The sequence below is a fragment of the Streptomyces sp. T028 genome (assembly GCF_048159505.1).
Lineage (GTDB): Bacteria > Actinomycetota > Actinomycetes > Streptomycetales > Streptomycetaceae > Streptomyces.
On the sequence record NZ_JBLRVZ010000003.1, the window covers coordinates 49,407 to 69,479 of the forward strand.

Annotated in this window: 26 protein-coding genes; all 26 read left to right on the forward strand. The window is 70.4% G+C overall.

Annotation, left to right across the window (positions count from 1 at the left end; translation table 11 throughout):
• Positions 1 to 64 precede the first annotated feature (64 nt).
• The 26 genes from ACLZN2_RS02805 (at position 65) to ACLZN2_RS02930 (ending at position 20,026) form a co-directional block, all read left to right on the forward strand.
• Entirely contained in the window at positions 65 to 763 is a 699-nt protein-coding gene (locus ACLZN2_RS02805) for a hypothetical protein (protein ID WP_416976711.1), read from the forward strand.
• Position 764: 1 nt separating this feature from the next.
• Positions 765 to 953, forward strand: coding sequence for a ribosomal-processing cysteine protease Prp (locus ACLZN2_RS02810; protein WP_416976712.1), 189 nt, complete (start codon positions 765 to 767; stop codon positions 951 to 953).
• A 3-nt stretch (positions 954 to 956) separates the two neighbouring features.
• Positions 957 to 2,363 carry a hypothetical protein gene (locus tag ACLZN2_RS02815; RefSeq protein ID WP_416976713.1) on the forward strand — a complete coding sequence of 469 codons (1,407 nt, stop codon included), beginning with the start codon at positions 957 to 959 and terminating at the stop codon, positions 2,361 to 2,363.
• Positions 2,364 to 2,417: 54 nt separating this feature from the next.
• Positions 2,418 to 2,849, forward strand: coding sequence for a hypothetical protein (locus ACLZN2_RS02820; RefSeq protein WP_416976714.1), 432 nt, complete (start codon positions 2,418 to 2,420; stop codon positions 2,847 to 2,849).
• 12 nt (positions 2,850 to 2,861) lie between these two features.
• Entirely contained in the window at positions 2,862 to 3,500 is a 639-nt protein-coding gene (locus ACLZN2_RS02825; protein ID WP_416976715.1) for a hypothetical protein, read from the forward strand.
• The gene (locus ACLZN2_RS02830; RefSeq protein ID WP_416976716.1) at positions 3,497 to 3,913 is read left to right on the forward strand and encodes a DUF6093 family protein; all 417 of its coding nucleotides are present in this window, start codon (positions 3,497 to 3,499) and stop codon (positions 3,911 to 3,913) included. The genes ACLZN2_RS02825 and ACLZN2_RS02830 overlap by 4 nt, the downstream gene beginning before the upstream one ends.
• On the forward strand, positions 3,910 to 4,302 hold the full coding sequence (locus ACLZN2_RS02835) for a hypothetical protein (RefSeq protein WP_416976717.1): 393 nt from the start codon (positions 3,910 to 3,912) through the stop codon (positions 4,300 to 4,302). Before ACLZN2_RS02830 ends, ACLZN2_RS02835 begins: the two co-directional genes overlap by 4 nt.
• The gene (locus tag ACLZN2_RS02840) at positions 4,299 to 4,712 is read left to right on the forward strand and encodes a hypothetical protein (RefSeq protein ID WP_416976718.1); all 414 of its coding nucleotides are present in this window, start codon (positions 4,299 to 4,301) and stop codon (positions 4,710 to 4,712) included. Before ACLZN2_RS02835 ends, ACLZN2_RS02840 begins: the two co-directional genes overlap by 4 nt.
• 10 nt (positions 4,713 to 4,722) lie before the next feature.
• Positions 4,723 to 5,055, forward strand: a complete 333-nt coding sequence (locus ACLZN2_RS02845; RefSeq protein WP_416976719.1) for a hypothetical protein — start codon at positions 4,723 to 4,725, stop codon at positions 5,053 to 5,055.
• A gap of 69 nt (positions 5,056 to 5,124) precedes the next feature.
• On the forward strand, positions 5,125 to 5,607 hold the full coding sequence (locus tag ACLZN2_RS02850) for a hypothetical protein (RefSeq protein WP_416976720.1): 483 nt from the start codon (positions 5,125 to 5,127) through the stop codon (positions 5,605 to 5,607).
• On the forward strand, positions 5,607 to 6,122 hold the full coding sequence (locus ACLZN2_RS02855; RefSeq protein WP_416976721.1) for a hypothetical protein: 516 nt from the start codon (positions 5,607 to 5,609) through the stop codon (positions 6,120 to 6,122). The genes ACLZN2_RS02850 and ACLZN2_RS02855 overlap by 1 nt, the downstream gene beginning before the upstream one ends.
• A gap of 20 nt (positions 6,123 to 6,142) precedes the next feature.
• Entirely contained in the window at positions 6,143 to 6,427 is a 285-nt protein-coding gene (locus tag ACLZN2_RS02860) for a hypothetical protein (RefSeq protein ID WP_416976722.1), read from the forward strand.
• A 3-nt stretch (positions 6,428 to 6,430) separates the two neighbouring features.
• On the forward strand, positions 6,431 to 10,279 hold the full coding sequence (locus tag ACLZN2_RS02865; protein ID WP_416976723.1) for a phage tail tape measure protein: 3,849 nt from the start codon (positions 6,431 to 6,433) through the stop codon (positions 10,277 to 10,279).
• Positions 10,280 to 11,746 carry a hypothetical protein gene (locus tag ACLZN2_RS02870; protein ID WP_416976724.1) on the forward strand — a complete coding sequence of 489 codons (1,467 nt, stop codon included), beginning with the start codon at positions 10,280 to 10,282 and terminating at the stop codon, positions 11,744 to 11,746.
• 10 nt (positions 11,747 to 11,756) lie between these two features.
• Positions 11,757 to 12,830 (forward strand): DUF5047 domain-containing protein, encoded by a 1,074-nt coding sequence (locus ACLZN2_RS02875; RefSeq protein WP_416976725.1) that lies wholly within the window; start codon positions 11,757 to 11,759, stop codon positions 12,828 to 12,830.
• Positions 12,823 to 13,635: a hypothetical protein gene (locus ACLZN2_RS02880; protein ID WP_416976726.1), complete on the forward strand. Its 813-nt coding sequence runs from the start codon at positions 12,823 to 12,825 to the stop codon at positions 13,633 to 13,635. Before ACLZN2_RS02875 ends, ACLZN2_RS02880 begins: the two co-directional genes overlap by 8 nt.
• 64 nt (positions 13,636 to 13,699) lie before the next feature.
• Positions 13,700 to 14,449: a hypothetical protein gene (locus ACLZN2_RS02885; RefSeq protein ID WP_416976727.1), complete on the forward strand. Its 750-nt coding sequence runs from the start codon at positions 13,700 to 13,702 to the stop codon at positions 14,447 to 14,449.
• 9 nt (positions 14,450 to 14,458) lie between these two features.
• Positions 14,459 to 14,806, forward strand: a complete 348-nt coding sequence (locus ACLZN2_RS02890; protein WP_416976728.1) for a hypothetical protein — start codon at positions 14,459 to 14,461, stop codon at positions 14,804 to 14,806.
• 10 nt (positions 14,807 to 14,816) lie between these two features.
• Positions 14,817 to 15,371, forward strand: coding sequence for a hypothetical protein (locus ACLZN2_RS02895; protein WP_416976729.1), 555 nt, complete (start codon positions 14,817 to 14,819; stop codon positions 15,369 to 15,371).
• 66 nt (positions 15,372 to 15,437) lie between these two features.
• Complete coding sequence (locus tag ACLZN2_RS02900; protein WP_416976730.1) at positions 15,438 to 15,788, forward strand: hypothetical protein; 351 nt, start codon at positions 15,438 to 15,440, stop codon at positions 15,786 to 15,788.
• The gene (locus ACLZN2_RS02905; RefSeq protein ID WP_416976731.1) at positions 15,788 to 16,522 is read left to right on the forward strand and encodes an N-acetylmuramoyl-L-alanine amidase; all 735 of its coding nucleotides are present in this window, start codon (positions 15,788 to 15,790) and stop codon (positions 16,520 to 16,522) included. Before ACLZN2_RS02900 ends, ACLZN2_RS02905 begins: the two co-directional genes overlap by 1 nt.
• A gap of 2 nt (positions 16,523 to 16,524) precedes the next feature.
• Positions 16,525 to 16,752, forward strand: coding sequence for a hypothetical protein (locus ACLZN2_RS02910; RefSeq protein WP_416976732.1), 228 nt, complete (start codon positions 16,525 to 16,527; stop codon positions 16,750 to 16,752).
• Positions 16,719 to 17,048, forward strand: coding sequence for a hypothetical protein (locus ACLZN2_RS02915; protein ID WP_416976733.1), 330 nt, complete (start codon positions 16,719 to 16,721; stop codon positions 17,046 to 17,048). The genes ACLZN2_RS02910 and ACLZN2_RS02915 overlap by 34 nt, the downstream gene beginning before the upstream one ends.
• A 360-nt stretch (positions 17,049 to 17,408) precedes the next feature.
• Positions 17,409 to 18,653, forward strand: a complete 1,245-nt coding sequence (locus tag ACLZN2_RS02920; RefSeq protein ID WP_416976734.1) for a helix-turn-helix domain-containing protein — start codon at positions 17,409 to 17,411, stop codon at positions 18,651 to 18,653.
• 120 nt (positions 18,654 to 18,773) lie between these two features.
• Positions 18,774 to 19,367 carry a hypothetical protein gene (locus tag ACLZN2_RS02925; protein WP_416976735.1) on the forward strand — a complete coding sequence of 198 codons (594 nt, stop codon included), beginning with the start codon at positions 18,774 to 18,776 and terminating at the stop codon, positions 19,365 to 19,367.
• A 137-nt stretch (positions 19,368 to 19,504) separates the two neighbouring features.
• On the forward strand, positions 19,505 to 20,026 hold the full coding sequence (locus ACLZN2_RS02930; RefSeq protein WP_416976736.1) for a hypothetical protein: 522 nt from the start codon (positions 19,505 to 19,507) through the stop codon (positions 20,024 to 20,026).
• Positions 20,027 to 20,073 lie beyond the last annotated feature (47 nt).

Consider the following 20,073-nt stretch of genomic DNA (forward strand, 5'->3'; position numbering starts at 1 on the left):
AGCCCCGTACGGCCGCGCGCGACGCGCGGTGCTCACCGATTCCCGCGACGGGAGACCCATCCCCATGCACAACACCCGCACGACCTGGCTGACTGCTGCCGCGCGGCCGTGGTTCAGCCTCACTCGGCACGACGACCCCGAGCCGACAGACCCCAAGGACCCGGCCGACCCGGAGCCGAAGGACCCATCGGACGACCCGGAGCCGACGGACCCCAAGGACCCGGCAGACCCGGACGACCAACTCGGCGACGCCGGCAAGCGGGCCCTGCAGAAGGAGCGCGCGGAGAAGACCGCAGCGAAGAAGGAACTGGCCGCCGCCAAGAAGGCCCTGGCCGACGCACAGAAGACCGTCCAGGACTACCAGGACCGCGACAAGTCCGACCTGGACAAGGCCACCAGCCGGGCAGACGCAGCCACCCAGCGCGCAGAGGCCGCGACGGCCCGCGCCGTGAAGGCCGAAGTCAAGGCCGCAGCCTCCGAGTTCGCCGATCCGGACGACGCGGTCGCGTTCCTCAACCTCGCCACCTACGCCGACGACAGCGGCGAGATCGACACCGAGGCGATCGCCTCCGACCTCGCCGATCTGCTGGAGCGCAAGCCGCACCTGAAGAAGCAGGCGACCGCGCCGGAGCCGAAGCCGGGACCGAAGCCCGACCCCAGCCAGGGGCCGCGCAAGGACCCGCCGCCCACCGACTGGCGCACCGCCGACCGGACCGCCGTCGACGCCGAGCTCGCCAAGTACGGCGTGAAGCTGCGTCGCTGACGTGATCCGCATCCGTGCCCGGCTGGAGAGCGGCCGCACCTCGATCGAGGTCGACGGCCACGAAGGCCACGTCGAGGACGGGCGGGTCTGCGCGGCGGTATCGGCCATCACACAGACCGCGCTGCTCGGCCTGGAGCAGGTCGCAGCACAGCACCCGGACCTCGTGTCCGTCGAGATAACCCAGGAGTAAGACATGACCCTGACCGCTCGCCGGTCGTGGTTCCGGCTCGACCGGCACGACGGCCTTCGCACGCTCATCCCGTCCCCGGCCGCCAAGGCCCGCGCGACCGCGCGGCCGTGGTTCGACCTCGGCCGGCACGACGTCCGCTCCACGCTGCCGGCCGCGATCCGCGCCATCATGCAGGACGGGCTCCTGGACCGGATGTTCCACGAGTCCCTGCTGCCCGAGCTGCTGTTCCCGCAGATCGCCGACCCGGAGCCGTGGCAGGGCGGACTCGGCGACCGCCGGATCATGACCCGCAACGGGCTCATGACGCCGGACCCGACCGCCATCACCGGATCCGACGCCACCACTGGCACCTACGACATCGAGCAGTGGGAAGTCGTGATGGACCAGTACGGCAAGGCCATCGAGACCAACATGCTCCAGAGCGCCATGACGCTCCGGAGCAAGTACCTCAACGACGTCGGCCGGCTCGGCATCCACGCCGGGCAGACCCTGAACCGTCTGGCCCGCAACAAGCTGTACAAGGGCTACGCGGGCGGTCGCACCTTCTGCCGCACCGCCGGCACCTCGGACACCTCGATCGTGGTCGCGTCCACCGACGGGTTCACGCACGTCCTCGTCAACGGCGTGCCGACCGCGGTGTCCGCATCGAACCCGCTGACCGTCAGCATCGAGGGCGTCGCGAACACCGTGACCGGTGTCGACACCGGCACCGGCACCCTGACCCTCGGCACGGCACGAGTCGACGTCGTCGGCGACTCGGTCGTCTCGGCGCAGGCGCCCTACACGGTGCGCGCGGGCACCTCGAACGACAGCGCCTTCGACCTGGGCGCCGGCGACCTGATCAAGTTCTCGCACTTCCGGGCCGCGGTCGCCCGACTCCGCCGGATGAGCGTCCCGGCGGCCGAGGGCGGCAACTACATCGCCCACATCGACTCGGTGACCGAGAGCCAGCTCTTCGAGGACACCGAGTTCCAGAACCTCTACCAGGGCCGCGCAGAGTCGGAGACCTACCGCAACCTCGCCCTGGGCGTGTTCGGCGGCATCGTGTGGGTCCGCAACGAAGAGGTGCCCTTCCTCACCACGGCGTCCACCGGCTACGAGGACCTGACCACGACCGTGCACCGGCCGATCGTGGTCGGCAGCGGCGCCCTGGTGTCGTCCCCGTTCGAGGACATCTCCGGTCTGCTCCGGGAGACCGGCGTCGCGGACGTCCCCGAGATCGCCATGATCAACGTGGCGCCGGGTGTGGACGTCGCCCGCATCGTGCGCCCGCCGCAGGACCGCCTCCAGCAGGTCGTGTCCACGTCGTGGTCGTGGGTGGGTGACTACGGCGTCCCGTCCGACTCGCTGGCGAACGGCGACCCGGCCATGTTCAAGCGGGCCGTCGTCCTGGAGCACAGCGCCAGCTGACCGCACGCCCCGCCCGGCTGCCGAGCTGGGCGGGGCCTTCGAGAGGAGGACCTCGTGCGCGTCCGCGTCAACGAGAACATCAAGCTGTTTCAGGGCCATGTGCCCGTACGGCTGGCGGAGGGGCAGGTAGTCACAGGCGAGCTGGCGGCGCTGCTGCTGGAGCGGGCCCCGGCGAAGGTGACCTGCCTCGACAGCGATCAGGCCGAGGCCGTCCAGGAAACGCCGCAGCACCGCGAGCCGTGTGAGGACGGCAGCGTGTGCGGCGGCCCCCACTGCCCGCCCGCGAGCGACCCCGACGGCGCCCCGGATGGCGTGCCCGACCCGCCCCCGTCGGACGAACTCGACATCACCGCCTCGGTCGGCAAGGTCCTCGACTGGGTCGGCTACGACCCGGAGCGGGCCGCCCAGGCGCAGGCCGCCGAGCAGGCCACGGCCAGCCCCCGCGCCACGCTGCTCAAGCAGCTCGCCAAGCTGATCGACGGCTGAGGGGAGGTCACCGTGGCTCTTCCCCCGCTGGCGACGGTGGCCGACCTCGAAGCCGCCATGCAGCAGCCGGCGGGCTCACTGCCCGTCGCGTCTGCCGAACTGGCGCTGCGCCGCGCCTCGGCCCGCGTGCGCAGCTACACCAGGCAGGACATCACCTTCGTCGAGAACGAGACGATCGAACTGCCCGGCGGCGAACGGATCCTGAGGCTGCCGCAGCGGCCCCTGGTCGTCGACGCCGGGCACCCGCTCACCGTGGTGGAGCTCGGCGAGATGGGCGGCCTGGAGGTGACGCTCACCGAGAACACCGACTTCACCCGGCTCGGCAACGAGCTGACCCGCGGCTACCCCTGGTATGCGCCCCGGCGCACGATGGGCTGGCCGTGGCGGCAGCAGCTGGGCGTGTGGGCGCCCAGGGTGCGGGTCACCCAAAGCCACGGCTACGTCGACGAGATCCCCGACGACATCGTCGACGTCGTTCTCGACCTCGCCACGCTGAACATGTCCAACCCCGACAACCTGCGGTCGGTGTCGATCGACGACTACAGCCGTACGTACGCCTCGGAGACGATCGGCAACGCCAAGCTCACCGCCGGGCACAAGGAAGACCTGCGCCCGTACCGGCGGCCGGCGTTCTCGGTGATCCCGTCATGACCGCCCTCGAGGCGGCGCTGGCTGCGGGCCGGGCTGAGGCCGAGGCCCTGATGCGGGACACGGTCACCTTCTACCGGCCCGGCGAGGACCTGTTCGACCAGACCACGGGGCACGTCGTGCCGGGCCCTCCGCTCGTCACCTTCTACACGGGCAAGGCCCGGGTGAAGGTCGACCAGCTCGCCGACTCCGACGTGCAAGCCGGCGAGCAGGAAGTCACGCTGCGCCAGTACAAGGTGACGATCCCGTTCTCCACCGGCCTGCCCGCCACGGGGCAGCGGCCTCGGCCGGGCGACGTCATCGACGTGACCGCCTCCCCCGACCCGCGACTGGCCGGCGTACGGCTGTGGGTGACGGGCCTCCAATACAGCGGCACAGCCACGGCGTGGCGGATCATCGCGGAGGACCGCTCGTGAGCATCAATGCCAACACCCGGCAGCTGGACGCGCTCGCGGCCGTGTTCCGCGTCAACGCTGTACGCGCCCAGGTGCAGGCGACGGCAGTGGTGCGGCGGGGCGCCCTGAACGTGAAGAACGGCTGGCGGGCGAACGCCACGGCCACGGCCGGGCAGCATGCCCGCCTGTACCCGTCGTCCATCAGCTTCGACATGCGCCCGCACCCGCGCGGCGCGTCCGCGGAGATCGGCCCGGACAAGGGCAAGCCGCAGGGTGCGCTCGGCAACTTGCTGGAGTTCGGGTCGGTGCACAACCCGCCGCACATGGACGGCGCCCGCGCGCTCGCCGCCGAGGCTGCCGCGTTCACCGCGCACGTGGCCGCGATCGGCACGCAGATGGGCCGCGGATGAGCACGCCCCCGCAGGTGTTGCCGCACCGCAACGCCGTGGCGGAGGCCCTCGAGACGGGCGGCCTGCTGGTGGGGCTCGGGCAGGCCCCGCCGACCGCACCGCCGAACGGCACGGCCTACGAGTACGCGGTGCTCTACTTCGCGCCCGGCCAGTCCGTCTCCGAGTCCCTCGCGGACGCCCGTACGGACTTCGACACCGTCTTCCAGGTCACCTGCGTCGGCAAGACCGAGGAGCGCTGCCTGTGGGTCGCCGACCAGGTACGCAAGGCGCTGCACGGGCCGCTGACCGTGGACGGCCGGAAGACATGGCGGCCGGAAGAGCTGGGCGGGCCTCCGGTGCAGCGCGACGACGACGTGACCCCGCCGCTGTTCTACGTGCCCATCCAGTACCACCTCAAGTCCACGTCCTAGGAGGAGCCTCGTGGCCACTCTCACCACCCAGACCATCGTCGCCGCCGGACTCGACCCGACCTACGCCGCCGCCTCGGGAGGCGGGGACAAGGTCACACCGGGGCCGACGACGTTCCTCCACGTCATCAACGGCGGCGGCAGCAGCGTCACCGTCACCGTCGCGACACCCGGCAACTTCTACGCCGCCGTCGCGAATCCAGACCTGACGGTGACCGTCGGCGCGTCCGGCGAGCAGATGATCCCCATCCCGCAGAACCCGTTCGGCGACCCGGCCGACTCCGGTCTGGCAGCCGTCACGTACTCCGGGGTCACCTCGGTGACCGTTGCTGCCCTGCGCATCTGACCTCCCACCCCAGCCCACGCACGCCCCGCCTGACGGGGCTTTTTTCATGCCCCGAAGGAGGAACACGTCATGTCCGACGTGATCAACGATGGCAAGACCCGGGTGTACTGGGTGACCACCATCGCCAGCATCGCCGCCCCGACCGTGGCCGAACTCAACGCCGGCCTCGACTTCACCGCGAGGATCACCCCCGACGGCCTGAACATCCCGGCGGAGACCGCCGACGTCGACAACAGCTCGCTCGCGTCGACGTTCACCACCAACCGGGCCGGCCGTCGCAGCTTCAGCCCCGAGGTGACGTTCAAGCGGGGCGACACCGCAGGCGATGACCTGCCGTGGACCACGCTCACCTACCAGACCCTCGGCTACCTCGTCGTGCGCCGCGTCCTGGCCTACACCACGGCGTGGGCGGCCGCACAGGCCGTCGAGGTCTACCCGGTGGAGTGCGGCGAGCGCAACAGCATCCCGCCGGCGCCGAACGAGGTCGCCAAGTTCACGTCCCAGATGAAGCTGCGCAGCGAGCCGAACACGGCCGCGGTGGTGGCGGCCTGATGCCGGACATCAAGGAGATCCTGGCGAAGGCGAAGCCGCGCGAGCACACGGTGCGGATCTGCCTCGCCGGGGATCTCGCGGCCGAGGTCGACCGGCTGGAGGCCGAACTGTCGGCGGTGTCGAACTGGCAGGCGCAGTCCATCGCGGACAAGCACCCGGGCATCGAGATCGCCGAGAAGATCGCCGCCGCCCGGGAACGCATGCGCGAGGCCGAGGTCGAGTTCACGTTCCGGGCGCTCGGCGCGAAGGCATGGTCGGATCTGGTGGCGCAGCATCCGAGCGCGAAGGAGGACGAGTCGTGGGATGAGGAGACCCTCCCCCCGGCTCTCGTCGCCGCCTCCGCCGCAGACCCGGTGATGGCCCCGGAGGACGTCGCCGCACTGTTCGAGCAACTGAACATGGGGCAGCGGCAGGAACTCATCAACGCGGCGTGGACGGTCAACGGGGAGGCCACCGCTGTCCCTTTCGCGTTGCACGCCTCCGCGATCCTCGCCTCCCTCACCGACGGGAAGTAGAGGCCGCACGCGCCTGGGGCGTGCCGCGCTCGATCTTCCTCGGGCGTCCGTGGCCGCAGCCGGGTGAACCGCTGTGGCTGGACGAGGACCGCGAGTGGGCGCTCGCCCTCCAGTACATCGAGGCGGACGTGTGCCCCGACTGCCGTCAGCCCTGGCAGGACGCCACCGACGCGAAGAACGAGGGCGCCTGGAACGCCCACCTGGTGCGCTGCCACGCCTGCGCAACAGCAGCCCGCAAGACCACCGAATTTGAGAACAACGGCGGCGACATGCGCGGCCTCCACGTCCAGCTGACCAGGGGGTGAGCCGTGGCCGTCCGTACCGTCTCCGTCATCCTCACCGCGGACATCACCGCGTTCCGCGCCCGGATGGGCGAGGCGTCCCGCACGTCGGCCCGCACGTCGAGCGACATCCGCACCTCGATGCGGAACGCGGGCCGCTCCCTCAATCAGGTCGCCAACAACCAGAAGAAGACCCTGAAGATGATTCAGGGCGCATCCATCGGTCTGGTGGCCGCGTTCGGGTTCGCCGTGGCCGCGTCCGCCCGGTTCGAGAAGGCCATGTCCAACGTCAAGGCCGTCAGCCAGGCGTCGGCCGGGGAGATGGTCAAGCTGCGGTCGGCGGCCCTTCAGGCGGGTCGTACGACCGCGTTCAGTGCCGTGCAGGCGGCCGAGGCGGAGCACGAGCTGGCCAAGGCCGGCGTGTCCGTGGCGGACATTGCCGGTGGCGCGCTGAAGGGCGCCCTGAACCTGGCGGCCGCAGCGGAGATCGATGTGGCGGAGGGCGCGGAGATCGCCGCGAACGCGATGACCGTGTTCGGGCTGAAGGGCAAGGACGTCGGGCACATCGCAGACCTGCTCGCCGCCTCCGCCAACAAAAGCACGACGGACGTGCACCAGATGGGCATGTCGCTGCGCATGGCCGGGCAGGTCGCCTCCCAGACCGGCCTGTCGCTGGAGGACACGGTCGGCGTCTTGACGCTGTTCGCGGCGGAGGGCCTGAAGGGCTCGGACGCCGGCACGTCGTTCAAGGTGATGCTGCAGCGGCTCACCCCGCAGTCCAAAGAGGCGCAGGCCACGATGCAGAAGCTGGGCTTCTCCGCCTACGACGCGAACGGGAACTTCGTCGGCCTGGAGGAGATGTCGCGGCGCATGCAGGAGGCGTTCCGCGGGCTCACCCCGGAAGCCCGGAACATGGCCATGGGTGTCATCTTCGGCTCGGACGCGGTGCGCGCCGCGAACATCATCTACAAGTACGGCGCGGAGGGCGTGCGCACGTACACGAACGCCGTCAACGACCAGGGCTACGCGCAGGCCGTGGCGATGACCCGCATGAACAACCTGATCGGCGACCTGAAGCTGCTGCGTGCCGCCCTGGAATCCGCCCTCATCGAGACCGGCACGGCGGCCAACTCCGCAATGCGGGACATGGTGCAGTGGGTCACCCGGCTCGTGAACATCTACAACGCCCTTCCCCCGGGACTGCAACAGACCGTCGGCCTGATGACCGGCCTGGTCGGCGTCCTCGGCCTGGCCGGGGCGTCGATGCTGCTTCTGCTGCCGCGCATCATGCTGGTGCGCCGAGAGCTGATGGCGATGGGCGTGACCGCCGCGACAGTGCGGGCGCAGATGATGACCCTCGGCCGATTGGGGCTGGTTCTGGGCACCCTGTCTGCGGTCGAGTGGGCCGTCAACAAGCTGGTCGACCAGTTCGACGAGGCACCGCCCAACGTCACGAAGATGACCAATGCGATGGTCGACTTCGCCAAGAGGGGCAAGGTGTCGGGCGAGCTGGCCCGCAACTTCGGCAAGGACCTCGACGGCCTGGGCGAAGCCGTGGGACGCATCGCCCACCCCAGCGTGCTGAAGCGCACCAAGGACTTCTTCTCCACGTTCGACCCGTTCGGCGAGACGGACCTCGACGACGCCCGCGACAAGATCAAGGGCATTGACGAGTCGCTGGCCTCGCTGGTGACGTCCGGGAACGCCGACATCGCCGCAGAGAACTTCAAGGCCTACGCGGCGGCCGCCGAGGAGAGCGGCACGTCCACCGAGAAGTTCCTCACCCTGCTGCCCGGGTACGCCGAGGCCCTCACCAACGCGGACACGCAGGCCAAGCTGTCGGCCGACTCGCAGGGGGCGCTCGGTGATGCGAGCGCGATGACCTCGGGTGAGATGGCCGATGAGCGGACGGCTGCCGAGAAGCTGACGGACGCCCTGGAGACGCTCAACGGTGTGGCCATCAGCGCTGCTGAGGGGCAGATCGGATTCGAGCAGTCCCTGGACGACCTGAAGGAGGCTGTCAAGGAGAATGGCACCAGCCTCGATGTGACGTCGGAGAAGGGCCGCGCAGTCAAGTCGGCGTTCCTCGACTCGGCGAAGGCCGCCCAGGACTACGCGCAGTCGGTCGCCGACCACAAGGGTTCCGTCGAGGCCGGGAACGCGGTGCTGGAGGACAGCATCGGCGCGCTGAAGCGCACGATGAGGCAGGCCGGGTTCACCGACAAGCAGATCAAGGACCTGATCGGCACCTACGCGCAGCTGCCGCCGAAGACGACGACGCAGATCATCGCGGAGACCCAGAACGCGCTCGCGGACCTGGAGACCGTTCAGGGCAAGGTGCGCTCCACGAAGGGTAAGACCATCACGGTCGACGCCCTCACGAAGGAAGGCCAGAAGGCCCTCGAAGACCTCGGCTACAAGATCTCGCGGACCAAGGGCAAGAAGGTCACGATCACCGTGCCCACGGGCGCGCAGCAGGCCCAGATCAGGGCTTTGCAGGCGGCGATCAACGCCCTTCGGAACAAGACCGTCACCATCACCACGCGCCGCGTCACGATCGCCACGTCCAACACCTCCGGCCGTCCCGCGACGGGTGAGGGCGGTGTGTCGAAGTACGCGTTCGGCGGTGTCGTCGGGCGGGCCCGGGACGGCCTCTACATTCCCGGCTATGCGCCCAGGGTCGACGATCAGCTGATCCTCGCCTCCAAGGGTGAGGGCGTGCTGGTTCCCGAAGCTGTTCGTAAGGGCGGCCGGATGACCGGGCTCGGCCCCGACGGGTTCGTTCAGGCCCTCAACTCGTGGGGCCGCTACGGCAGCCACATGATGATGCGGTTCGCCGACGGGGGCCTCGTCGGCTACGCCAGCGGCGGCACCGTCAAGAAGAAGCCCACGCAGTCGCAGATCAACGCCCGCCGTGAACTTCCCGGGGACTTCGGCGACTTCTCGCGGGCGCTGACCAAGTCCGCCTCCGAGATCAAGTCCGCGTCGAAGGCTCTGGCCACCGACCTGAAGAAGCTCGGCAAGACCGGCTGGAAACTCGCGGGTGAGGTCGACAAGACCAGCCGCAAGCTCCAGGCGCTCGCCGCCCGCCGGGACAAGGTCCGCGAACAGATCGCCGCAGCCAAGCAGTTCGCCGCCGACCAGACCGGCAGCGCCAAGGAGTTCATGCAGCTCGGCACCGGTGCCACTGCCGCAGATCTCATCGCTGGGCTGAAGCAGCAGCAGACGACCGTCGCCCGCTTCAAGAAGGACGTCGAGACCCTCCAGAAGCGGGGGCTGAACAAGGACCTCCTCGCGCAGGTCATCGAAGAGGGACCCGGCGGGGCCCTGGCGGGCAAGCTCCTGGGCGCGTCCGCCGCGGAGCTGCAGACCCTCAACCAGATGGCCGCGGCCGGCGCCAAGCTCGCCACGAACGTCGGCCGCACCACCGCCGACGCCATGTATGACGCCGGAAAGAACGCGTCCAAGGGGTTCCTTGCCGGGCTGATCGCCGAGGAGAAAGCCCTCCAGAAGGAGATGGACAAGCTCGGCGAGAAGCTGATCAAGGCCATCAAGAAGGCCCTGAAGATCCAGTCGCCTTCGCGGCGTGCCCGCGACGAGATCGGCAAGAAGTTCGGCGCCGGCGTCGTCCTCGGCGTCGACGACTCCCTCGCCGACGTACAAGCCGCAGGCACGCGCCTGTCCGCCGCCGCCATCAACTCCCTCTGGGGGCGCCCGACCGCAGGAGCCACAGCCGGCACCGGCGGCGGCCAGTTCACCGGCGAGCTGTACCTCGACAGCGGCCAGTTCCTCGGCGCGGTCAGCGGCACCGTGGGGCCGATGATCCGCGACTCGGAGCAGCGGCAGGCGTTCCGCGCGAAGGTGGGGAGGCGCTGAATGGCCATCTCCTACATCGCCGCCGGGGCGCTCTCCCAGGCGGCGACCAGCATCACGCCCGCCTTCCCGGCCGGGGCGACCTCGGGGCGCCTCGCGCTCCTCCAGGTCGTCTCCGGGCACCCCGACGACTCCATTCCGTCCACGCCGTCCGGGTGGACGCTGCTTGAGTCCTTCTCCGGTGGCGGCGGCACGTTCGGCTCCGGCACGGGCCCGCGCAGGCTGACCTGGTTCGTGCGCATCCTGACCGGCACCGAAGCGGCCCCGACCACGAGCCTGCCCACCGGCACCGGCTCCGTGATCGCAGGCCGCATCCACGTGCTGTCCCGCAGCGCAGGCATCAGCTGGCGGTGGGCGGCCAGCAGCGGCGAAGACACCACCTCCGGCACCGCATTCTCCGCCGCCGGCGCATCCGCCCTCACCTGGGCTGCGGGCGACTTCGCGGTCATCGGCTACGCCCTGCCGGTCAGCACCGCATCGCTGACCGCCGAGGCCATCACCGCGACCGGCATCACCTACGGCACCGTCACCGAGCAGGCCGACGACCAGATCACCTCCGGCAACGCCGGGCGCCTTGCGGCCGCCACGGCCTCGGTCACGGCCGGGTCGGGCACGCAGGCCCCCACCCTGGCGGCCACCGCCGCAGCGGCCACCACCGGCGTGGCCGGCGTGATCCGGCTCCGCGAGGCCAGCGCCGACATGGAGGCGTCCGCGCAGTCCGTCTTCCCGCCCCGCAACCTGATCTCCGCGACCGGCCTGCTCGCGGACGACATCGTCACCGTCAGCCTGTACCGGCAGGTCGGCTCCACCCTGACCGCGGTGCGCGCGGCCACCAGCGTGGACGTCACCGGCCAGGATGCGCTGCTCCGTGTGGATGCGGAGCAGCCTTTCGGGGTCGCCCACGAGTACCTGGCCGTCCTCACCGACGTCAACGGCCTGACGTGGCAGGTCTACTCCTCCACCCTCACCTCGACGGTCACCTCGGACGTCATCTCTGACGCGGTCCGGGGCATCGGAGCCGCCGTCACCATCGTCTCGTGGCCGGACAAGAAGCGATCCCGGGACTCCAGCGTTTTCAACGTGGGCGGCCGCATCGTCGCCGTGAGCCGACCCCGCTCGCCGGCACAGGCCACCGTGACGGTGCGCACCGAGACCGATGCCGCCGGAGACGCCCTGCAGACCGTGCTGGACGGCGCCACCGAAGGCGTCATCCTCATCCGGAAACAGGTCACGCTGGAGGGCATCGACAACCACCTCGCCGCCGTCTCCGACAGCGAGGACCGCACCTGGTACAACGACGTCCGCCACTGGCAGCTGGAGGCGTACGAGACCGAGCCGTGGCCCGACGCGATGGAGGCAGCCGGGTACACGCTCCAGGACATCGCCGACAACTACACCAGCCTCCAGGACCTGGCGGACGACTTCCCCGGCACCCTGCTGGACATCGCCATGTTCGATTTCGGGGGCTGACGTGCTGGAGATGTCCGCCCTCGCTCTCGCAGCCGTACAGCGCTCCCACACCATGCGCGTGCGCGTCGAATCCTGGCGTGACGGCGAACTCCTCGCCGACGACGTGCCGGTGGACACAGGAGGCGAGGACCGAGACCGGAGCCTGACCGTGCCGGAGCAGGTCAAGCTGACCGTGCCGCGCCGCGACCGCGGCGTCGACTGGGATCCCGGCGCCGCCACGGACCATCCCCTCGCCTCGTACGGGCAGCAGCTGCACATCTCCTACGGCGTCGACATCGGCGACGCCTTCGAGTGGATCGACCGCGGCTGGTTCCTCGTCAGCAACACCGAACCGGACGACGACTCCGTCAGCGTCAGTTGCGAGGGGCTGCTCAGCCTCGTCGACGAAGCCAAGTTCGTGGCCCCGTTCCAGCCGTCCGGAACGCTGGTCAGCACCGTGCGTGCTCTCGTCGAGCCCGCCCTGACGGTCGCCTTCGACGGGACACTCGTCGACCGGTCGGTGCCCGTCGGCATGCAGTGGGACTCCGACCGGCTCGCCGCCCTCAATGAAGTCCTCGACGCGTGGCCCGCCGTACCCCGCGTCACCGAAGACGGCTACCTGCTGATCGAACCCCTCGTGGACTCAGGAACCCCCGTGCTGTCCCTCACCGACGGCACCGGCGGCACCGTGGTGCGCTGGCTCGGCAACTCCAGCCGGGACGGCGCCTTCAACGCGGTCGTAGCCCGCGGCGAGGACGCAGACGGCAACCAGATCCAAGGCGTCGCCTACGACCTCGACACCGCCAGCCCCTACTGGTACGGCGGGCCGTTCTCCCCGCTGCCCGTGCCCTACCTGTTCGAGTCGCCCCTGCTGACCACGGTTGCGCAGTGCCGCACAGCCGCGCAGACCACACTGGCCCGTCTGCGCCGCTCGGCATCACGCATGCTCACCGTAAGGATGGTGCCGCACCCGGGCCTCGTACCCGGCGACGTCGTCTCCGTGACCGGAGCCGGCCTGACCGCACAGCCCTGCGTGATCGAAAAGCAGTCACTGCCGTACGCGCCGGGCGAGATGCAGCTCACCGTGAGGACGCTCAATGCCTGACCTGAGCGACTTCAAGGCATCCCTCGCCCAAGGCGGCCCGCTGATCGGCTATGCCGCCTCCACCGTGTCCAGCGGCGCCTGCACCGCCACCGTCGCCGGCATCGACACCACGGTCCGGGTCGTGTCCGGCCTGACCGTCGCCGTCGGCGACATGCTGCTCATCCACCGCGTCGGCTCGGCCTACATCGCCACCAACGTCGTGTCGGCGGCCCCCGCCGTGCCGCCGACACCACCACCTCCCCCCGAGGACGCTCCCGACACGGGTGACCCGGCGCCCACACCGAAGCCGACCATCACCACAGGCACCCTCACCTGCCCGCCCGTCGCCACGGCCACCTACCGCGGCACTTCCTGGCGCAGCGACGGCGACCCGGTCAACAGCTTCGACACCTACCAGGGCCGCTACGCCGGATCCAGCTTCGGCAGGATGACGGGCTGCGCCTTCTACGGCAGCAAGCCGCGCAGCATTTCCGGAGCCACCGTCACCAAGGCGACGCTGAAGGCACGACGCCTGTCCGGCGGTGACTTCGCCGCACGCACCGCCACCCTGCGCCTGGTCTCACAGTCCACCCGGCCGTCCGGCGCACCCACCCTCAACGAGTCCACCAGCGGTCCTTCCCTGGCGGTCAACGCGACAGCCAGCGCCTTCGTGATCCCCAACAGCTGGGCCCAGGCCATGGTCGACGGCACACGCGGAGGTCTCGCCATCAACGTCAACAGCGACAGCCCGTACATCCGGATGGCGGGGCGCGGCTCCTGGTCTGTCGCGTGGACGCTGACGATCAACTGGCGCCGCTCCAGCTGATGCCCCTCCATCCGTCCGGCCCGCCTCGCGCGGGCCTCCCGCGTGTGCGCGAAAGCGAGGCGTCGTGACCCAGCAGACCACCCACGGCATCGTCTACCCAGAGAGCACGGACCACACCAGGACGTGGGAGCACTGGCAGGCGATGGCTGAGTCCATCGACCCGCAGTTGACCGCCGCGAACCGGCAGATCTTCACGGCCTCCGGCACGTGGACGAAACCCGCCAACGCCAAATGGGTGAGGGTGCAGGTGCAGGCGGGCGGCGGTGGCGGCGGAGGATGCCCGGCCACCACCGCCAGCGAGACGGCCGTCGGCGCGGGCGCCCAGGCGGGCGGCTACGCGGAGAGCTTCATCGCAGCGTCCTCGCTCGGCGCCACCGTCGCGGTGACCGTCGGCGCGGCCGGGACCGGCGTCTCCGCCTCCAACGGAAACACCGGCGGAACCTCTTCCTTCGGTGCGACCGTCTCGGCGACGGGCGGTACGGGTGGGGGCGCCAGCGCTGCCAGCGGCGGCACCAGCGGCGTCAGCGGCGCGCAGGGCACCCAGACCATCACCGGCGACATCGCCGTCCAAGGGTCCGGCGGCGGGTGCGGCCTGAAGATCGCGGCCACGAACTCGGTGTCCGGGGCTGGGGGCACCGCCGTCCTGGGTGGGGGTGCGCGGGGCCTCGCGGGCAACACCGGCGCCCTGAACGGATCCAGCGCGGTCGGCTTCGGCGGCGGTGGTGGGGGAGCGGTCGCGGGATCCAACGCGTCCAGCGCGCTCGCCGGCGGCGACGGAGGCGCAGGCCTGGTCATCGTCACGACCTACTTCTAGGCATCCGCCATGGCCACCGTTGAACGGCGGGACGCATCCGTCCTCGAGCAGTGGGACCTGGACGCACGCGTTTACCGCCGCTACGACAGCGGCATCCTGGTCGAAGAGCGGCCCTTCACCGACGCGGAGAACACCGCCGCCGACAGCCGCCTGGCCGAGGAGGCCAGGCAGAGGAACCGAGCGCTGCTGCTGGAGCGGGCCCGTACGGCGCTCGCCAACAACGCGGCCTACCTCGACGCGGCCACCGCAGGGACGGCAACCAACGCCGACCACATCGCCCAAGTGCCTGCCCTCACCCGGCAGATGCAGGCCCTCATTCGGCTCATCGTCGCCTCCGACCTCCTCGATCAGACGTAGCGGAGGCGCGGTGGTCAAGCTTCGTGCCTTCGGCGTGGCGCTCCTGCTCGCCCTCGCGGGCTGCGGCACCCAGGCGGCCACCCCCGGCAGTACGCCGTCGCTCGGCATGGCCGGCATCACGGCCACGGATCAAGTCGTCGCCACCACGCTCCCGGTGGACCAGGCGAGCGACACCTACCGGACGATGCTTCGGCAGGTCGTCCCCGTCGACGCCGGAGACCTGCTCGACATCGAGGCCTGGGCGCGCATCACCAACGAGACCGGCTACGTCGTCGGAATCGGCTGGCACGTCTGGGCGTACGACGTCGACAGCGGCCTGGGCAGCTCCGGCCCCTGGACGCGAATCTCGCCAATCGACGGCGACAACGTCGACCCACCCCGCCACCACATGCCCCTGGCGATCGACACGATCTACCAGGTCCCCGCGGACTGGCCGACCAGCCACCGCATCACCGTCGTGCTCCGCGCCGACGCCCACTCCACCGCGGCCGTGTCCGGCGACACCGTCACCGTCGACCAGGACTACGGGCACCTCACCGTCCGCCGCTGGATCCCCCTCACCTGACCAGCTGTGCCACCGCCCGCCCCGAGCCGACCGGCCGGGGCATTTTTCATGCCCTGAGGAGGGCTCATGTCTCAACAGACCCCGTCCGTGGGGCGGGTCGTGCACTACGTCAGCCACGGCACGCCCGTCCGCCAGGACGGGAGCCAGGCGTTCCCGCCCGCATGCCGCGCGGCCGTCGTCACCGAGGTCGACCCGGCGGACCTGGGGCGCGTCGGCCTGGCCGTACTCAACCCGACCGGCCAGTTCTTCCACCCCCTCGCCGCGGGCGGCTGCTCGTACGACGAGGGCGGAGAGACGCCGGGCGAGCCGGACTGTCCGAACGCGGAACAGCACGGGTCCCCGTTCCGGTTCTGCGCGTGCGGGTGGATCGAGGCGTCACTCAAGGGCGGCACCTGGCACTGGCCGGAGCGTGTGTGATGGCCAATCCGCTTACCGCCGACCAGATCGTCAAGGCCCTCAAGGCGGAGGGCCTGACCGTGCACGAGGTGCGCTCGTGGCGCACCCATAACCGCAACAGCAAGGGCGCCTGGGGGCCGCTGAACGGCGTCATGCTGCACCACACCGCCGGAGTCAGCAGCGGCATCGTGGACTACTGCTACAACGGCAGCTCCGACCTCCCGGGTCCGCTGTGCCACGGCGTCATCGACAAGAAGGGCCACGTGTGGCTCGTCGGCAACGGGCGCGCCAACCACGCTGGCGGCGGCGACCCGAAGGTGCTCGCCGCGGTAGTCGCCGAGAACTACGGCGACCGCCCGCCGACCACCCGCGAGCACCAGGGTTCTTCGGGTGCCGTGGACGGCAACAGCCACTTCTACGGCTTCGAGTGCGTCAATCTCGGAGACGGCAAGGACCCCTGGCCCGATGCCCAGGTACAGGCGATGGTCAAGGCGTCCGCGGCGATCTGCCGCGCCCACAAGTGGACAGCGAAGTCCGTGATCGGGCACCTGGAGTGGTCCGACTGGAAGTCCGACCCCAGAGGCGCGGCGGTCGCCATGCCCATCCTGCGGACCTACATCAAGACATGCCTCGCGGCGAAGGCCGGTGCCTGGACGCTGAAGCCTCCCGCCACCCCGGCCCCGAAGCCGCCGACCGTGGAGGAGCGCCTCACGGCCCTGGAGAAGCGCGTCGCCACGCTGGAGAAGGGGGCCTGACCATGGCCAAGGATTCCACGAAACGCACCGCCCGCACCGTCCTCCAGACCGCGCTCGGGATCGCCGTGCTGCTCCCGGTCATCGTCGAGGCCGCAGGCATCCCCGAGACGCTGCCCTGGGTGGCGGGCGCGCTCGCCGTGGCCGGCGGGGTGACCCGGGTCATGGCCGTCCCGGCCGTCCAGGCCCTGCTGCCGTCGTGGCTGCGGACCGACACGGCGAGCCGGGAGTGACCGCCCCGGTCCCGGACCCGACGACGAACGTTGCGGTCGAGCTGGAGAAGCTGCGAGGGGAGATCAGCACGGGGCTGGAGAACATCAAGGGCACCCTGAACATCCTGGTCGAACGCACCACCCGCACCGACGCCGACGTGCGCCAGCTGCGTGCAGACGTCGAGAAAGACGTCGGTGAGCTGCGGGCCAAACTGGAGCAGTTGGAGGCCCGCCGCTTCCCGCTGCCGGTCCTCGGCGCACTGACCACCGTCGGCGCTCTCCTGGTGAGCGTGATCGGCCTCATCGTCACCCGCTGAACAACCACGAGCCCCCGTCGTCCGCCTTCTGCGGGCGGCGGGGATCTTTTTCGCGTTCCACCTATTGCGGATTCCGGCCAGCGTGGCGCATTGTGATCGTCCCGTCACCTCACCGGTGTCCCCTCAGGGGCCGCCACCTCCCGGGGGTGATGGGCGCGCCCCCGCCCCCCTAGGCAGGGCGCTGTACCGGTGTCCCGGCCGCACGTTCCCCCCGTTGTCGGCCGGGACACCGTACTGAGCAGAGTGTGCTTGCGGGGCCCACGCAAAGCGGCCCCCACCGTGGAGCGGGGGCCGCAGAGCCCACCCCTGGAGTCAGGCTCCGGGGTACCGTTCTGGTGTCGAGTCAGAACGGAGCTCAGTATGCCCGACGGAACGGACAACCACATCGGTACGCGCGTGCGGATCGCACGCAACGCGTCAGGGCTGACGCAGTTGGAGATGGCCGGATTCCTCGATCGCACCGAGCATTGGGTGCAGCAGGTCGAGACGGGGCGGCTGCCGCTGGATCGCTACTCCCTCATTACGGCCATCGCCGACGTCACGGACGTGGATGTCGTGTGGCTGCTCGGTCAGCCGTACCGGCTTCAGCGTGACGGGGGTTCCCTGGCCCACGCCTACATCCCTGCCCTGCGGACCGGGCTGCGCCGTGCCGGTCTCATCCTGTCCGGGCACCCGGGCCTGTCCCCGCAGGGCACGCCTCTTGCCTCCGAGGACCTCACCACCCGGACAGCGAAGGCCAACGAGGCTCGGCAGGCCGCGAATCTGCCGAAGGTGGCCACCGTGCTGCCGGGCCTGATCGAGGACCTCAACACGGCGCTCCTCACGCACGACGGTCCGGCCCGCGAGAAGGCCCTCACGCTCCTGGTGGATGCTGCCCGCACCGCCCGCATGTGCCTCAACCAGCTCGGGTATCCCGACTTGGCGTGGGTGGCTGCTGAGGTGGCTGCCGGTGCGGCGACGGTGCTGGATGATCCGATCGTGAAGGCGGCCGTGGCGTGGGACCGGTGCGGGGCTCTGCTGCACCAGGCGTCGCTGCCGGAGGCCACGGCGGTCGCCGATGCCGCCCTGCGTGACCTGGAGCCGCTGGCCACCTCGCGCAACCCCGAGCAGAAGGTTCTCTCTCTGCGGGGGGCGCTGCACCTGCGGGCCGCAGTCGCTGCGGCCCGCGGTTCCCGCGCCGATGACGCGTGGGCTCGTATCGATGAGGCCCTCGAGGACGCCAACCGGCTCGGCCCCGGCTGGCATGACCTGGAGCAGCAGACGGTCTTCGGCCGTGGCACGGTCGGCGTGCATGCCGCCGAAGTGGGTGTCGAGGTGCAGCAGCCGGACACGGGGCTGACCAAGGTGAAGAACGTCGACATCAAGTCGGTCCCCAGCAAGGAGCGGCAGACCCACTACGAGATCGACAGGGCGCGCGCCTACGAGAAGATGGGCCGTCTCCCCGCCGCAGTGGTCACCCTCAAGTCGGCAGCGGCTGGAGCCCCTTACTACACGTACGCGGATCCCATGGCTCGGGCTCTGGTGCAGAACTTGGCGCAGAAGGGCGTTCCTTCGCAGGCATCGGCCCTGTCGTCGCTGATCAGGAACATGGAACTCGTCCACTAGGCACGGCCGCTGACGACGTCTCAAAACGACCCTCAGAATTTCTGAGGGTCGTGTCCTTTTTCCCGGTCCATCGTGGATTGCCTCACTGAACGTCAATAAGTGATCACCGCGAGGGACTTTATGCACGGTCCGATCCAGACCCGTGATCCCGCCTCCTGTGCCGACGCCTACGCCGGCATCCTCGGGTGGCCCGTCGCCGTCGGCCACCGGTACCGGCCGCGCGGCGGCTGCACGTGCGGCGCGCTACAGGACTGCCCGACGCCGGGCGCGCACCCGAGACCCGGGACGGTACCCCTCACGTCAGCCGCGCAGCTCACTGCCGAACTGGCGGTGTCCCCCGGCGCGTCCCTGATCGCGCCGACGCTGCCCTTCGACGTGATCGTGCTGCCCAAGTCCTACGGGATGGCGGCGATGGCCTCCCTGGACCGCGTGGCGCCGGTGCCGTGCCTGCTGGACGGGGAGCGCGCGGCCCTGTTCGTGCTGCCGTCAACGGCCCGATACCTGTTCGGCCCTGAACCGCACCCCGCTCTGGACGTACGTTCGGGGCCGAACGGCTGGGTGGCCCTGCCGCCCAGCCACAGCGTCCGCTGGGACACCCCGCCCTGGAACGAGCAGACCCACCAGCCGCTTCCCCTGATGCACGGCCAGGACCTGAGCCTGCACCTCGCCGCAGCGCTGCGGGCCGCAGGGATGGCGACTGCGCAACCGACATGACCGACACCAACCGACAGACCCCGGCGACCGCGCGAACGGCCCCGGGGCTTGGCCGACCTGAGGAAGCAGGCGACATGGCGAACCGTACAACCCGGCAAGGTCCCGTAGCACTACGCCCCGTCGAAAGTGAGCCCGGCGTGCTGGTGCACACCGGCGCTGACCGGCGGCTGGCCGCCGAGCACTGGCTGCTGTCCACCCTGGCCGACCCGCGGAAGGGCCGCGCCGAGTGGCAGAACCACGGGGTAGCCGTCCTGCCGCTCGGCACCCTGTTCTCCGCGATCCGGCTTCCCGGAGAGCTCGTCCTCTCCGTGACCGGCGCCCGCTCCCTTCCGTCCGCCCAGATCGACGCGGTGCTCAACGACGCCCTCGGCGGCGCGCCCGTCATCTGCGACCCCCGCCACAAGCGCTACTACGTGCTCGTGCCGGCGAGTGTCCCCACTTCGTACCGTCAAGCGGTCGAGGAGTGGCGAGTGGCGGACGTGGACGCGCTGGGGCGCGGATGCAGTCTCGGCGTTCCCGACCTGGAGCGGACGCAGCCGCGAGCCTTCGAGTCGTACTGGTCGGTGCCGATGGAGTCGGCGGCCATGCTCGGCGCGGCACTGACCGTCGCCCGGTTCATCGCGGCCGGCCGCCATCTGATGGCGCCCGAGCAGCTGTGACCGCTCCCGTCCTCGCCCTGGTGCTGGCGCGGACACCCAACTGACGC

Excerpts from the sequence above, each read along its gene's own strand:
- ACLZN2_RS02805 (WP_416976711.1), top strand. The coding sequence starts at position 65 with ATGCACAACACCCGCACGACCTGGCTGACTGCTGCCGCGCGGCCGTGG.
- ACLZN2_RS02815 (WP_416976713.1), top strand. The coding sequence starts at position 957 with ATGACCCTGACCGCTCGCCGGTCGTGGTTCCGGCTCGACCGGCACGAC.
- ACLZN2_RS02830 (WP_416976716.1), top strand. The coding sequence starts at position 3,497 with ATGACCGCCCTCGAGGCGGCGCTGGCTGCGGGCCGGGCTGAGGCCGAG.
- ACLZN2_RS02840 (WP_416976718.1), top strand. The coding sequence starts at position 4,299 with ATGAGCACGCCCCCGCAGGTGTTGCCGCACCGCAACGCCGTGGCGGAG.
- ACLZN2_RS02850 (WP_416976720.1), top strand. The coding sequence starts at position 5,125 with ATGTCCGACGTGATCAACGATGGCAAGACCCGGGTGTACTGGGTGACC.
- ACLZN2_RS02855 (WP_416976721.1), top strand. The coding sequence starts at position 5,607 with ATGCCGGACATCAAGGAGATCCTGGCGAAGGCGAAGCCGCGCGAGCAC.
- ACLZN2_RS02870 (WP_416976724.1), top strand. The coding sequence starts at position 10,280 with ATGGCCATCTCCTACATCGCCGCCGGGGCGCTCTCCCAGGCGGCGACC.
- ACLZN2_RS02875 (WP_416976725.1), top strand. The coding sequence starts at position 11,757 with ATGTCCGCCCTCGCTCTCGCAGCCGTACAGCGCTCCCACACCATGCGC.
- ACLZN2_RS02880 (WP_416976726.1), top strand. The coding sequence starts at position 12,823 with ATGCCTGACCTGAGCGACTTCAAGGCATCCCTCGCCCAAGGCGGCCCG.
- ACLZN2_RS02890 (WP_416976728.1), top strand. The coding sequence starts at position 14,459 with ATGGCCACCGTTGAACGGCGGGACGCATCCGTCCTCGAGCAGTGGGAC.
- ACLZN2_RS02900 (WP_416976730.1), top strand. The coding sequence starts at position 15,438 with ATGTCTCAACAGACCCCGTCCGTGGGGCGGGTCGTGCACTACGTCAGC.
- ACLZN2_RS02905 (WP_416976731.1), top strand. The coding sequence starts at position 15,788 with ATGGCCAATCCGCTTACCGCCGACCAGATCGTCAAGGCCCTCAAGGCG.
- ACLZN2_RS02910 (WP_416976732.1), top strand. The coding sequence starts at position 16,525 with ATGGCCAAGGATTCCACGAAACGCACCGCCCGCACCGTCCTCCAGACC.
- ACLZN2_RS02920 (WP_416976734.1), top strand. The coding sequence starts at position 17,409 with ATGCCCGACGGAACGGACAACCACATCGGTACGCGCGTGCGGATCGCA.
- ACLZN2_RS02925 (WP_416976735.1), top strand. The coding sequence starts at position 18,774 with ATGCACGGTCCGATCCAGACCCGTGATCCCGCCTCCTGTGCCGACGCC.